The organism is Amycolatopsis acidicola, assembly GCF_007713735.2.
GTDB lineage: Bacteria > Actinomycetota > Actinomycetes > Mycobacteriales > Pseudonocardiaceae > Amycolatopsis_E > Amycolatopsis_E acidicola.
Genome location: NZ_VMNW02000060.1, coordinates 41,508 through 54,650 on the forward strand (window position 1 = coordinate 41,508; position 13,143 = coordinate 54,650).

The 13,143-nt window shown below is 71.5% G+C and carries 10 protein-coding genes and 1 pseudogene; 5 read left to right on the forward strand and 6 right to left on the reverse strand.

The window, feature by feature from the left end; translation table 11 throughout:
* Window positions 1-61: 61 nt before the first annotated feature.
* A complete protein-coding gene (locus tag FPZ12_RS30720; protein WP_144755529.1) occupies window positions 62-3,277 on the reverse strand; it encodes an ATP-dependent helicase in 3,216 nt (1,071 codons plus the stop codon).
* Window positions 3,274-6,447 carry an ATP-dependent helicase gene (locus tag FPZ12_RS30725; RefSeq protein WP_144755526.1) on the reverse strand — a complete coding sequence of 1,058 codons (3,174 nt, stop codon included), beginning with the start codon at window positions 6,445-6,447 and terminating at the stop codon, window positions 3,274-3,276. Before FPZ12_RS30725 ends, FPZ12_RS30720 begins: the two co-directional genes overlap by 4 nt.
* A gap of 69 nt (window positions 6,448-6,516) precedes the next feature.
* Here FPZ12_RS30725 and FPZ12_RS30730 point away from each other — a divergent pair, with 69 nt between their 5' ends.
* From FPZ12_RS30730 to FPZ12_RS30740, 3 genes are read left to right on the forward strand one after another with little or no spacing between them, the layout of a single operon-like run.
* Window positions 6,517-6,804 carry an MGMT family protein gene (locus FPZ12_RS30730; RefSeq protein ID WP_144755523.1) on the forward strand — a complete coding sequence of 96 codons (288 nt, stop codon included), beginning with the start codon at window positions 6,517-6,519 and terminating at the stop codon, window positions 6,802-6,804.
* Between the two features lie 32 nt (window positions 6,805-6,836).
* Window positions 6,837-7,652, forward strand: coding sequence for a siderophore-interacting protein (locus tag FPZ12_RS30735; protein ID WP_144755519.1), 816 nt, complete (start codon window positions 6,837-6,839; stop codon window positions 7,650-7,652).
* Between the two features lie 50 nt (window positions 7,653-7,702).
* Window positions 7,703-8,374 carry an enoyl-CoA hydratase-related protein gene (locus tag FPZ12_RS30740; protein WP_144755516.1) on the forward strand — a complete coding sequence of 224 codons (672 nt, stop codon included), beginning with the start codon at window positions 7,703-7,705 and terminating at the stop codon, window positions 8,372-8,374.
* Here the strand turns inward: FPZ12_RS30740 and FPZ12_RS30745 are convergent.
* A complete protein-coding gene (locus tag FPZ12_RS30745) occupies window positions 8,371-9,177 on the reverse strand; it encodes a uroporphyrinogen-III synthase (RefSeq protein WP_144755513.1) in 807 nt (268 codons plus the stop codon). The two genes, FPZ12_RS30740 and FPZ12_RS30745, sit on opposite strands and share 4 nt — an antisense overlap.
* Window positions 9,170-10,138, reverse strand: coding sequence for a helix-turn-helix transcriptional regulator (locus tag FPZ12_RS30750; RefSeq protein WP_144755510.1), 969 nt, complete (start codon window positions 10,136-10,138; stop codon window positions 9,170-9,172). Before FPZ12_RS30750 ends, FPZ12_RS30745 begins: the two co-directional genes overlap by 8 nt.
* Before the next feature lie 63 nt (window positions 10,139-10,201).
* Here FPZ12_RS30750 and FPZ12_RS30755 point away from each other — a divergent pair, with 63 nt between their 5' ends.
* Window positions 10,202-10,612 carry a DUF3224 domain-containing protein gene (locus tag FPZ12_RS30755; RefSeq protein WP_144755506.1) on the forward strand — a complete coding sequence of 137 codons (411 nt, stop codon included), beginning with the start codon at window positions 10,202-10,204 and terminating at the stop codon, window positions 10,610-10,612.
* Between the two features lie 87 nt (window positions 10,613-10,699).
* Window positions 10,700-11,821 (forward strand): DNA glycosylase AlkZ-like family protein, encoded by a 1,122-nt coding sequence (locus tag FPZ12_RS30760; protein ID WP_144755503.1) that lies wholly within the window; start codon window positions 10,700-10,702, stop codon window positions 11,819-11,821.
* Between the two features lie 282 nt (window positions 11,822-12,103).
* On the opposite strand, the gene FPZ12_RS30765 is transcribed toward FPZ12_RS30760, so the two are convergent.
* Both FPZ12_RS30765 and FPZ12_RS45790 read right to left on the reverse strand, forming a co-directional pair.
* Complete coding sequence (locus tag FPZ12_RS30765; protein ID WP_150980565.1) at window positions 12,104-12,805, reverse strand: hypothetical protein; 702 nt, start codon at window positions 12,803-12,805, stop codon at window positions 12,104-12,106.
* A gap of 26 nt (window positions 12,806-12,831) precedes the next feature.
* Window positions 12,832-13,143: pseudogene (locus FPZ12_RS45790) on the reverse strand (hypothetical protein); the annotation flags it as partial.

Genomic DNA, 13,143 nt, shown 5'->3' on the forward strand with positions numbered 1-13,143 from the left:
CAGGGTCACGCACGCCGCGGATCGTAAAGGATCACCCAGCACGGGGCCACCCCCACGCGGGTCAGGGCGTGGGCAGCGAACGCAGCAGCTCACGCAGCCCGGCCCCGTCGAGCAGGTCCACGGGGCGCAGCGTGTGGTCGTCGCGCACGTAGTGGAAGGCGGCGCGCACCTTCTCCAGCGGAGTGCCGGACAGCGAAGCCCACGCCAGCCGGTACGCCGCCAGCTGGACCGAAAGCGGCCGCAGTTTCCCGGACTCCGGGACGGCGCCGGTCTTCCAGTCGACGACCGTCCAGCCGCCGTCGGGGTCCGCGAACACCGCGTCCATCCGGCCCCGCACCACGACACCGTCCACTTCCGTCGAGAACGGCACCTCGACCTCGTGCGGCGTCCGGTCCGCCCAGCTGCTCGCCTCGAACGCCTCACGCAGTTCGTCGAGCGCCGCGTCCGGCGCCGCGCCGTCGTCCGCCGCACCGGGCAGGTCGTCGATCTCCAGCAGCCGCTCGCCGCCGAACCGGCGCTCCAGCCAGCCGTGGAAAGCCGTACCGCGCCGGGCGAAAGTGTTGGGGGGCACGGGAAGCGGCCGCCGCAACCGGCGCGCGAGCGAGCCAGAGTCCCGCGCCAGCTCGACCAGTTGGCTGACCGAAAGGTGCCCGGGGAGTACGACGTCCTCGCCCGCGCGTGCGGCCGAAGCGCGTTCGGCGAGCAGGACGTCGGTGTCGGCGATCCAGCCGTCCGGGTCGTCCTCCTCCTCGGTGAGTTCCCCTGCTGCCAACGCCTCCAGCACCAGATCGGCGCCCTCGGCGACCGCCGTCCGCCGCGCGCCGAGCGGGTCGATCGGCCAGCGCGCCGAACGGGATTCGGCCGCCAGCGGGTTTTCCTGGTCCGCGGGCGGTTCCTCGGCGAGCACCGAGATCGCGTCCTCGCCCGCGAGCTCGAGCACCTCGGTGAGGAAGTCCGACGGGCCCTTCGGCCGTGTACTCGTCTCGTTCCACCAGTGCCCCGAAACCAGCAGCGCGTGCTCCGACCTGGTCAGCGCGACGTAACAGAGCCGCCGCTCCTCCTCCGCCTCACGCTCGGCGAAATCCGCCTCGTGTTCCTCGAAACCCTCGATCAGTTCCTTGCGGTCCATCCCGTCGGACACCCGGAGCTTCGGGAGGTCCTGCGAGTCACCCCGCAACGACGCCGGCAGCGAAGTGACCGTGCGCAACCAAGAAGACGACCGGCGCTTGTTGGGGAACACCTCCCGCACCAGATGCGGGACCGCGACCACCTGCCATTCCAGGCCCTTCGCCGAATGCGCCGTCAGCACCTGCACCCTGTCCGGCAGCACCTCGACCTCGCCCGGCGTCAGCCCGTCCTCCGCGTGCGCGGCCGTCGCCAGGTAGTCCACAAAGGACATCAGCGTCGCGTCCGGTGAGGACTCCGCGAAATCCGAAACCACGTCGGCGAACGCATCGAGATGCGCGCGCCCCGCACCACCGGGCCGGGCCAGCGACTCCACGTCCAGCAACAACGTCCGCTCGACGTCGGCGACCAGCTCCGGCAGCGACTGATCGAGCCGTCGCCGCAACGCGGACAGCTCCGCCGCGATCCGCCTGATCCGCTGGTACCCCTGTTCCGAGTACCGGGCCGGGTCGCCGGGGTCGTCGAGCGCGTCCATCAGGCCCGTCTGCTCGGCACGCTCCGCGAACAGTTCGTCCACACTGGACTCCGCGGTCGGCGGCGGGGCGGCGATTTCGTTGGCACGGCGCCACAACGCCGCGAGGTCGGCGGCTCCCAGCCGCCACCGGGCGCCGGTCAGCAGTCGTGCCGCCGCCGTGCCTGCCAGCGGATCGGACAGCACCCGCAGCGTGGCGACGAGGTCGGCCACCTCGGGTTCGTCGAGCAGTCCGCCGAGCCCGACCACCTCGACCGGCAACCCGCGCGCCCGCAGTTCCGCCGCGATCGGCGCCATGTCCGCGCGACGCCGCACGAGCACGGCCGCGGTCGGCGGCGACCCCGTCGCCTCGAGCCGGCCGAACCACCGCCGCGCCATCGCGTCCGCGACCCATTCCCGTTCCTTGCGCACGTCCGGCAAAAGCGCGCATTCGATGTCCGCCTGCCCGGCGCCCTCGCGGGCGCGCAGCCGCTCGACTCCGAGACCACGTGCACGCAACGGCTCGGAGATGCCGTTGGCGAGCGTCAGCACTTCCGGCGGGTTGCGGAAACTGGTGAGCAGCCCGTAGTTCCGCGCAGGCACCGGCTTTCCGTTCTCCTGCCGGGGAAAGTCCGTGGTGAACCGCGGCAGGTTCGCCGCGCTCGCGCCGCGCCAGCCGTAGATCGCCTGCGCCGGATCGCCCACCGCGGTGACCGGCAACGGCGGGTTCTCCACCCCGCCGAACAGCGCACGCAGCAGCACGCGCTGGGCGTGGCCGGTGTCCTGGTACTCGTCCAGCAGGATCGCGCCGTAGCGCTCGCGCTCGCCCGTGGCGACCTCGGGATGCGAGGTCGCGAGCTGCGCGGCCAGCGACATCTGGTCGGAGAAGTCCAACGCGCCCTCGGCGCGCTTTCGCCGTTGATAGCCCTCGATCAGCGGCAGCAGGGCGAGCCGGAACCGTTGCGCCGCGGCGATTTCCGACAACGCCTTGGGCAGCGCGGCCCGCTGCCCCTTCGCGCGCGGGGCGTTCTCGATCAGATCGCACAGCCACTTCGAATACGCGGCCAACTGCTCCTCGGTGACCAGGTGCTCCCCCAGCTCGCCGGTGAGCGACAACAGCTGCGCCGTCACCGACGCGGGTACGCGATCGGTGTCGAGGTCATCGTCCCAAGTGGACACGATGCGATGCGCGAACTGCCACGACGAGGTTTCCGACAGCAACCGCACCCCGGGCTGGACCGGCAGCCGAAGACCGTGTTCGGACAACAACCGTCCGGCGTAGGCGTGGTACGTCAGCACGGTGGGCTCACCGGCGACCACGGCCGCGCGCCGCTGACCACCCGGGTCGACACGATCAAGCAGACCCGAACCCGCGAGCCGGCGCAGCCGGGCCCGCACGCGCTCGGCGAGCTGCCGGGCCGCCTTACGCGTGAAAGTCAGGCCGAGTACCCGCTCCGGGGTGACGATTCCGTTGGCCACCAACCAAACCACGCGGGCGGCCATCGTCTCCGTCTTGCCGGCGCCCGCTCCGGCGACGACCAGCGCGGGCTCCACGGGCGCGGCGATCACCGCGGCCTGTTCGGGCGTGGGCGGGTGCAGGCCCAGCGCCGCGGCGACTTCGGCGGGCGAGACCAGGGTCATCCGTCCGTCACCTGCCTGCCCTCGGGCCGCAGCGGGCACGATCCCCTTGCCGGGCACCGATCGCAGTCCACGTTCTCGTTCGCCTCGTACTCCGGCCCGGACGCCGAAGCGGCGACCTCGCGCACGAGATCCAGCCAGCGACGGCCGCTCTCGTCGTCCAGCGGCGGCTGTTCCCGTTGCGCCGCACCGGTTTTGTTGTTCGACTTCGCCAGGTACACCAGCCGGGCGCCGCCGGGCCGCTTGTCCTTGCCGAAAGCGCCCAGCAGCACGGAAAGCTGGTACGCCGCCAGCTGCGGGTGCAGCTCGGCGTCGGCGGCGGTGACCGGGGTCTTGCCGGTTTTGAGGTCGACGATCACCGGGCGGCCGTCCTTGTCGGACTCCAGCCTGTCCACCCGGCCGCGCAGCCGCACCAGCATCCCGTCCTCGCCGAGCGGCAGTTCCACCTCGATGTCCTGCTCCACGCCGAGCTGCGCCAGCTGGTCCCGGCTCGTGCTCAGCCAGGTCAGGAAGTTCTGCACCATCTGCTCGACGCGGCCGCGTTCCCGCCTGGAGAACCACGGCGCACCGGCGTCGACCTTCGCCCACGCCTCGTCGAGCGCCTCGCGGAGCCGTTGATCGTCCATCCCGCTCGCCGCGGCCTGGGCCAGCCCGTGGACGAGCGTCCCGGTGATCGCCGCGAGCTGCGCGGGGTCGCTCCCGCCGTGCCGTTCGATCAGCCAGCGCAACGGGCAGCGGGCCAGCGTGTCCACAGTGGAGGGTGAAATCCGGACCACGTCACCGGCGCCGTACAGGGGCTCGGTCGAGGACGTTTCCCCGATGCCGTACCAGGTGTCCGGGTGCGCGCCCGGCACCCCGTCGGCGGCGAGCCGGGCGAGCTGCCTGGCCGCGCGCGCTCGCCGTTCGGGCTCCGTGTCCGAGTCGCACACCGCCTTGCGCAACTCGCCGACCAGCTCGGAAAGCACCAGCGAACGCCCTGGCGGCTTCATCCGGGAGTCCATTCCGGACTCGTCGGCGCTGTTCTCCTCCAGGTCGTCCACGAAACGCGACGGCTGCTCGTCCTCGCCCGCCACCGCGCTCACCAGCAGCGTCTCCCGTGCCCGGCTCGCGGCGACGTAGAACAACCGCCGTTCCTCGGCCAGGATCGGTGCTGTCGCCGAGATGGCGTCACCCTCCACACCGGACAAAAGGTCGACGAGTTTCTCCACTCCCAGCAGGGATCCCCGCAGCCTGAGGTCGGGCCAGCTTCCTTCCTGCACCCCGGCGACCGCCACCACTGTCCACTCACGACCCGCGGCACCGTGCGCTGTCAGCAATGCCACGCCTTCGCCGCGCGCGGCGACCGGCGCCAGGCTGTCCCCGGCGATGTTCTGCGACGACAGGTAGTCGGCGAAGGAAGCGACGCTGGCTTTGGGCAGCCTGTCGACGTAGTTCCCCGCCGCGTGGAACAGGGCGACGATCGCGTCGAGATCCCTGTCCGCCTGCGACCCGAGCGTGCCGCCGCGCGCGGACAACCGGACCAGCCGCGGCTGCTGCTCACTCGCCTTCCACAGATCCCACAGCACCTGCTCCACCGGCGCGCCCCGGCGGATCGAGGCCGCCGTGATCTCGATCAGGTTCCCGACCCGCTTGATCGGCCGCGCCTCGGCGTCCGCCAGCGCACCCAGTTTGTCGTTGTCCCGCAACACTTCCAGCAACAGCTCGTCACTGGATCGCTCACCACCGGCGGCGAGTTCGAGACGCCGCAGGCCACGCCTCATCCGGCGCAGCGCCAGCGGATCCGCGCCACCGAGCGGCGAGGAGAGCAGCATTTCGGCGATGTCCACCGTGAGCAGGTCGGGATTCGACGCCACCCGCAGTACCGCCAACAACGGCCGCACGGCGGGCTGCCGCGCCAGCGGCAACTCCTCGGCGGCCGACGCGATCGGCACCCCCGCCGCACGCAAAGCCCGTTGCAGCACCGGGAAAGACCGGCCAGGCGAGCGCACCAGCACCGCCATCTCCGACCACGGCACCCCGTCGGTGAGATGCGCGCGCCGCAGCTGGTCGGCGACCCAGCTCGCCTCGGCGGACGGGGTGGGCAGCAGCCGGACCCGGACCGAGCCCTCCTCGGCATCCGGGCGCGGAGACGGCGTGCGGTGCCTGTTCGCGCCGGGCAGCGTGCCCGCGAACCGGCTCACCGCCGAGTGCACGGCGAGGCTCAGCCTGTGCGTGCGCTTGAGCGTGACCGTGTTGTCCCCGCTGGGATCCGCGTCGGTGAGCAGCGTGTGATCCGCCCCGCGGAAGGAAAAGATCGCCTGATCCGGGTCCCCGGCCACCACGAAGTCCTCCGCCGCGGAGCCGAGCAGCCGCAGCAGCCGGAACTGCAGGTGGTCCAGGTGCTGCGCGTCGTCGACGAAGACGTGCCGGATCCGCGCCTGCTCGCGGACCAGCAGATCCGGGTCGCCCTCCATTTCCACCAGCGCGTTGGCCACCAGCTCGGCCGCGTCCAGCGCCGGGGCGCCGCCCGCGCCCTGCAGCACGGTGACTTCCTCGTACTGCCGCCAGAACACGCCCGCCGCGATCCACTGTGGACGGTCGGTGCGGTTGCCGAGCTTGATCAGGTCCTCCGGGCCGAGGCCGCGTTCGGCCGCGCGCAGGATCAGGTCACGCAGCTCCTCCGCGAAGCCAGGGATCGGCAGCGCCGGGCGCAGTTGTTCCGGCCAGTACTCCGCCCCCTCCTCGAGATCACCGGCCAGCAGCTCCCGGACCACCACGTCCTGCTCCGGGCTCGACAGCAGGCGCGGCGCGGGCATCTCCTGCGCGTTGGCCTGCAGGCGAAGCAGCGCGAACGCGTACGAGTGGACCGTGCGGACGATCGGCTCCCGGATGGTGCGGCCGTCGAGGCCCGAGGTGACGCGGCGGGTGATCTCCGCGCGCAACGCGTTCGCCGCGCGGCGCGACGTCGTGAGCACCAGCAGGCGTTCGGGGTCCACTCCGCTGTCTATGCGGCTCGCGGCGGCCGTGGCCAGCAGCGACGTCTTGCCCGTGCCCGGGCCGCCGAGGACACGGACGAACCCCGACGGGCGCTCGATCACCGCCTGCGCCGCCGGCTCCCAGCTTTGCGGAGGCAACGGCTCCGGGGGGCGCCGGACGAGCCGCGCGCCCCTGCTCCCCGTACCGCGTCCACTCACGAAAACGATGGAATCACGTCACCCCGACAACTCGGCGCACCGGCACACCTTGCAGCGTAGGTTTGCGATGTGGACGAAGAGTTGCACGAGCGCATCCGGGAGGTCATCGCCGGGGTTCCGGTGGGCAAAGTCGCCACCTACGGCGACATCGCCTCGATCGCGGGCGCGCCGTCGCCGCGGATGGTGGGCCGCGTGCTCTCCGAGGACGGCCATGACCTGCCGTGGCAGCGGATCCTGCGCGCCAACGGCACCCCGGCCCCGCACCTCGCGCACCGCCAGCTGGAGTTGCTGCGCGCGGAGGGAGTGCTCGCCGACGGGCAGCGCGTGAACCTCCGCACGTACCGATGGCGACCTTGAGTCTTCGCCCTTGATTAGGTTAGCCTCACCTCATGGACGTGAGGGCGGCTCAGGTGACTTCGGTGCGCAGGGTCACGCCGGGCATGGCGCGGGTCAGCTTCGCCGGCGACGAGCTCCACCTGTGCGCGGGCACCTGCGCCGACGCGTACGTCAAACTCTTCTTTCCCTTGCCGGGCCAGGAAAAGCCACGGCTCCCGGACCTGGTCGGCGACACCTGGTACCGCACGTACCTCGCGATGCCCGACGACGTCCGCCCGCCGATGCGCACCTACACGATCCGCGAGCACCGGGGTTCGGAGATCGACGTCGACTTCGTGCTGCACGGCGACAGCGGCCCGGCCAGCAGCTGGGCCAACCGCGCCCGGCCCGGCGACCACGTCGCCCTGATCGGCCCGGGTGGTCTGCACATCGTGCCCGAGCAGACCGATTGGCAGTTGCTGGTCGGCGACGAGACGGCGTTGCCTGCCATCGGCGCGATCCTCGCGGACCTCCCGCGCGGCGCCGTCGCGCACGCCTACATCGAGGTCGACCATCCGGCCGAAGAACAGGAGCTCGCCACCGAAGGCGACGTCGAGATCCACTGGGTGCACCGCGGCGAGCGCCCGCACGGCGAAGGGTTGCTCGACGCCGTGCGCGAAGCGAAGTTCCCCGACGGGACGCCGTACGCGTGGATCTCGGGCGAAGCGGGAATGGTCAAGTACGCGCGACGCCACCTCGTCCGGGAGCGCGGCCTCGACAAGCGCGCGATCACCTTCACCGGCTACTGGCGCAAGGGCGTCGACCAGGACCAGGAAGCCGCCGAGAGTCTGCGCAAGTACGAAGCGGGCGAGCCCCTCGAAGAAGACTGAGGTTACTCACGAGTAACATCGGTGGCACCGCGACCCGCGAAGGAGCCACCATGCCGACCCTCGACCGCCACGAAGACGTGTTCGTCCTCGACCTCGGCGACGGAGAGAACCGCTTCCACCCCGACTGGCTCGCCGAAGTGGGCAGCGCGCTGGACGAGGTCGAGCGCGCCGAAGGACCCCGCGCGCTCGTGACGGCCGCGACGGGCAAGTACTTCTCCAACGGCCTCGACCTGAACTGGCTTTCGGAACACGGCGAGCAGGCACTGGACTACGTCGTTTCGGTGCACGGCCTGTTCGCGCGCGTCCTGTCGCTGCCGATGATCACGGTCGCCGCGCTGCAGGGCCACACGTTCGCCGCCGGGGCCATGCTCTCGCTGGCGCACGACTTCCGGGTCATGCGCGCGGACCGCGGGTTCTGGTGCCTGCCCGAGTCCGAGATCAACATCCCGTTCACACCGGGGATGTCCGCGCTGATCCAGTCCCGGCTCACGCCGCGGGTGGCGCACGAGGCGATGACCACCGCCCGCCGCTACGGCGGCCAGGACGCGGCCGCCGCCGGGATCGTGGATCAGGCCACCGAGGAGAACGCCGTCCGTGCTACGGCGCTGGAACTCGCGAAAACGCACGCGGCGAAGGCGGGCCCGGCGCTGGGCACGATCAAGACCCGGATGTACCCCGAGGCCCTGAAAGCGTTGGGCGACAAGGAAAACCCGATGGGCTAGGAGCCCAGTTCGGCGACGAGGAGCTTCACGAGCGCACCCAGGCGTTGCCGTTCGGGCTGCAGCGTCGGGATTCCCACGTCAGTCAGGGGCGCGGCAGTGACGGGCCCGACGCACGCGCACACGACGTCGCCCTGCAACGCCTGCAGCAGCTCGTCGTACCGGCCGCGCTCGCGCGCCAGGCTCAGCAGGTTGGCCGTGGCCGGCGCGCTCGTGAACGCGAGCGCTTGCACGTGCCTGTCCAGCACTCCGTCCAGCAACCGGTTCGCCGGGGCCAGGTCCGCCGGCCACTCCCATCGGTACGGCTGCACCTCGATCAGCCGCGCGCCGGCGGCGGCGAGCGCCCGCGTGTGCTCGGTCAGCGGGGAACCGTGGAGCTGTACGGCGACCCGCAGCCCGGACACCCCGGCGTCGAGCAGGTGCGCGAAGAGCTGCCGGTTGCTCTCCTCCGGCGCCGACCACTCCTCCGTCAGCCCATGGCCGCGAACCGCGCCCTTGCCCTTCGGGCCGCGGGTGAAGATCCGCGCGCGGCCGAGAGTGTCCAGCAGCCGCGAGCCGAGGCCCCAGCCTTCGGCGGCCTCCAGCCAGCCGCGGAAGCCCGCGCCCGTCGTCACCGCCAGCGCATCGATGCCTTGGGACAGCACGGTTTCCGTCGCCGCCAGCAGTTCACTGTCGTCCGGCAGCGGCACGATGTGGATCAACGGCGCGTGCCGCACCGTGGCGCCGTTGCGTTCCAGCGCGCCGATGAACTCCTCGGCGCGACGTTCCGCGGTCACCCCGATGGTAACTCCGGAGAGATCAGCCATAGCTCTCGCCCATCTTCGCGATTGCGGCGGCGACCTCCGCGCGGAGGTCGGCCGGCTCGAGCACCCGCAGCTCAGGACCGAACCGCAGCAGCTCGCCGAGCGCCGGGGCGCCCGGCTCCACCGGTAACTCCACCCGCAACCACCCGTCCTCGTCCGGCTCACTGCTCGTCCCGGCCAGCGCGCGGGCGCCGACCGCGCCCAGGTAGAACGGTACGAGACCGCGTCCGCGCGCGGAAAGCAGCACCACCGCGACCCTCGGGTACATCCGCCGCTCGAACTGTTCGGACCACCGCTGCCAGTACTCGGCGAGGTCGAAATCCGCGGGCCGCTCGAACTTCCCCGGCAGTTCCTCCAGCTCGAGGATCCGGGAAACCCGATACGTGCGGTCCGCTCCTTCGCGGCGCGCGGCAACATACCAGTTCCCGGCCTTCAGGATCAGCCCCAGTGGTTCGAGCACGCGCTCCACCTCGCTGTCGTCCCAGCGGCGGTACCGGACTTTCACCCTCGTGTCCTGCCACACCGCCCGCGCCAGCTCGGCCAGGTTCGGCAGGCTTTCGATGCCGCGGAACCAGCCGGGGACGTCGAGGAAGAACCGGGCGGCGACGTGCCCGGCCCGCTGCCGCAGCTCGGCGGGCAACGCGGCGTGCAGCTTGAGCTGGGCGGCCGCGAGCACAGTGCCGAGCCCGAGTTCGGCCGCCGCGCCAGGGAGCCCGCTCAACGCAAGCGATTGCGCCTCTTCCTCGGTGAGCCCGGTGAGCCTGGTGCGATACCCGGCCACCAGCTGGTACCCGCCCGTGCGGCCGCGATCGGCGTACACCGGCACACCGGCGGCGGACAGCGCGTCGATGTCCCGGTACACCGTGCGCACCGAGACCTCCAGCTCCGCGGCCAGCTCGTCGGCGGTCATCCGGCCGCGGTTCTGCAGCAGCAACAAGATCGAAAGCAGCCTGCTCGCCCGCATGGAGTTCATTCTCCCTCAGAAAACCTGACATTGGCTGACAGGTATCGGCGTGATGCTGGGTTCATGACAAACACGTTCGCCATGAAGAACTGGGAAGAAGGCGTCGTCGCGGGACCGGAGGACGGGCCGCGCTTCGCCCACGTGCACGCGACCTTCGAGTACAGCGGGCTGATCGAGGGCGTGTCGGTCTGCGACTACTTGCTGTACTACGCGGGCGAGGGTTACGAGGGCGGCGGCCAGACCGCGCCCGGGTACGAGCGCATCGAGGGCAGCGTGGCCGGCCGGAAGGGCAGTTTCGTCATCCGGCACGAGGTAGGTTACGGAAGCACGGGTGTCCAGGGCTCGTTCACGGTGGTCCCGGGCTCCGGCACCGGTGAGCTGGCCGGGCTGACCGGGCGCGGCACGATCGGCGGAGCCAGCGAAACGATGGGCTACAGCTTCGAGTACTCGCTTGACCGATCCGGTCAGAAGTAGGCGGATACGGCCGAACTGCCGAAATGGACCCGTTTCCGCCGTGGCCGTGATCGGATCGGTGAAGAACGACGCTGTAAGGAGTCCGCGTTGCTGGAAGTGGATCGCGAACAGATGCTGGCCTACCGGGTGGCGGCGCACGGACTGCACCGGGAAACCACGGACGTCGCTTCGCTCGCGGTGTTCGGGCTCGGGCTGCAGAGCACCCAGCGCGACACGGCGGCAGTCTCCATCGCGGCACGGCTGAACGGCACGGTCACGGAAGAATCCCTCGGCGAGGACCCGCGATTCGTGCTGGCGTGGACACATCGGGGCGCGCCGCACTTCCACCGCGCGGCGGAACTGGCGGAGGTCACGGCCGCGCTCGTCCCGCTCGACGAGGCCGACGCGATGGCGCGGATGCAGTGGCAGCGCAAGCAGGTGGAGGCCGCCGGGATGGGCGCGCGGGAGGGGCTGTTCGCCGCCGCTCGCGCGATCCGGCAGGTCGTCGACAAGCCGATGACCAAGGGCGCGGTGAGCACGGCCGTCACGAAGATCGTCCCAGGCGGGTTGAGCTACTTCTGCCGCGGCTGCGACACCGTGCACATCCTGGAGCAGGTCATGCGCCTGGCCGCGATTCATGGCGGCGCGCGGCTGGAGCCCGGCGCCTTCCCCGCCACGCTCGCGCCTGTCGCGGGGCGCGGACGGCTGCGCACGAAGCCGGACGTCGCGGCGGCGACGTCGGTGGTGGAGGAGTACCTGCGGCTGCACGGGCCCGCGACGGCGTCGGAGGCGGCGGGGTTCGTCGGAACCACGGCGACGAAGGCGAAGGAGATGTGGCCGGCGGACCTGGCGGAGGTGCGCTTCGGCGGGCGTCGTGCGTTCGTGCCCGTGGATGCGTTGGGGTTGCTGGAAAATCCGCCGGAGCCCGATGTAGTCCGGTTGCTGCCGCCGTGGGATCCGTTCCTGCAGTCGCGGGACCGGGCCACGCTCGTGCCGGACAAGGCGCGGCAGAAGGAGGTGTGGAAGATCCTCGGCAACCCAGGCGCGCTACTGGTGGAGGGCGAGCTGGCAGGAACGTGGCGCACGAAGGGCAGCGGCCGCAAACGGCTGGACTTCACGGTGAGTCCTTTTTGGACGCTGCCGCCGCCGGCGCGGAAGGCCGCCGAGGAGGAGGCCGAACGAGTCGCCGTCGCCCGGGGCTTCGCGGACCTGCGGGTGAGCTGGGGTTGACGCCCGCGCCGGACCAGCCAACACACCAGCGCGAGCGGCCAACACGCCCACGCAGGCCGCAAACACGCCAGCACGAGCGCGCGCGGCAAACACGCCCACGCGAGCCGCAAACACGCCAGCACGAGCCGCCAACACACCAGCGCGAGCGGCAAACACGCCGGGCACCCCGGCCCGCCGCGCCGCTCACCCACGCGCCAACGAAAGCGCCAACGAAAGCGCCAGCGAAAAGGCTGACCGCACGAGCCCCGAGCGGTTCGTGCGGTCAGCCTTCGATGGATGGGCTCAGAAGGGGCCTCCGGGCCCACCGAAGTCCCCGAACCCGCCGGGTCCGCCGAAGCCGCCGAACCCACCGGGCCCGTGGTGATGGCCCCCGAAGCCATCGAGCAGCGCGTCGAAGAGCAATGCCCCGCCGACCCCGGCCGCCCCGGCGACCAGTGCCGTCTTCCACCACGGCGTGCTGTACCAGCCCGCCGGCACCGGGCGGCCCCCGACCTGCCCGCCCGGGTAGTAGTACGGCGTCGCGTCCCCAGGTTGCGGTGAGGCGTAGTGCTCCTGGTTGCCGACGACGACGCGCTGCTGCCCGGCGATTCCTTCGACCTGGCCCAGTGCCGGCACTTCCGGCCCCGGGTCCATCCCCAGCGCGGTGCGTGCCGCGCGGATGTAGTGCAGCCCCTCGATGGCGGTCTGCCCGGCGAGCCCGAACTGCGTAGCCGAGCGCGCCCGCCCCAGCTCCACACTCGCCGCGTTGTACCGCTCGGACGCGTCCGCCAGGGCTTGGGTGGCGGCGGTGTTCCCGGCACCGTCGAGCCCGGCGATACCCGCGCCGAGCCGTTCCACCCACCGGCGCGCTTCGGCTTCGGCGTCGCCCAGATTGTGCTGTCCGCCCAAGGGAAACCCGCCACGGGAGGCGCCGGACCGCTTGCCGAACGCCATGATCAGGCAGCCGACGATCACGACGACGATGAGAAGGAGAACGAGACTCATCGAATACCTCCGGTGGACCTGGAAACTCAGGTGGTGGACTGGGTGGACCCCGAATCGGAGCCCTGTTGCTGCTGCTGGCCGGGCATGCCGCCCATCCCGCCGCTCGGCGGGCCGTAGCCGCCCATCCCGCCGCCGGGGCCGAACTGCCCCGTGGTGGAGGAGTCGGAGCCGGTGGAATGCCCGACGACGAAACCGATCGCGCCACCCACGACGAGCGCGGCGGCCGCGAGGATGCTCGCGATCGCGATGGAGAGCTGACGTGCCGGTTTGGCCGGGCGCTGCGGACCACCGGGGGTGGCCGGCGGGCCGAAGGTGGGCGGAGCGCCGGGGGTGGCAGG

Bases quoted from the DNA above. Each gene is read 5' to 3' on its own strand.
- FPZ12_RS30765 (WP_150980565.1), bottom strand. From the start codon at position 12,805: ATGAGTCTCGTTCTCCTTCTCATCGTCGTCGTGATCGTCGGCTGCCTG.
- FPZ12_RS30745 (WP_144755513.1), bottom strand. From the start codon at position 9,177: ATGGCTGATCTCTCCGGAGTTACCATCGGGGTGACCGCGGAACGTCGC.
- FPZ12_RS30740 (WP_144755516.1), top strand. From the start codon at position 7,703: ATGCCGACCCTCGACCGCCACGAAGACGTGTTCGTCCTCGACCTCGGC.
- FPZ12_RS30750 (WP_144755510.1), bottom strand. From the start codon at position 10,138: ATGCGGGCGAGCAGGCTGCTTTCGATCTTGTTGCTGCTGCAGAACCGC.
- FPZ12_RS30755 (WP_144755506.1), top strand. From the start codon at position 10,202: ATGACAAACACGTTCGCCATGAAGAACTGGGAAGAAGGCGTCGTCGCG.
- FPZ12_RS30735 (WP_144755519.1), top strand. From the start codon at position 6,837: ATGGACGTGAGGGCGGCTCAGGTGACTTCGGTGCGCAGGGTCACGCCG.
- FPZ12_RS30720 (WP_144755529.1), bottom strand. From the start codon at position 3,277: ATGACCCTGGTCTCGCCCGCCGAAGTCGCCGCGGCGCTGGGCCTGCAC.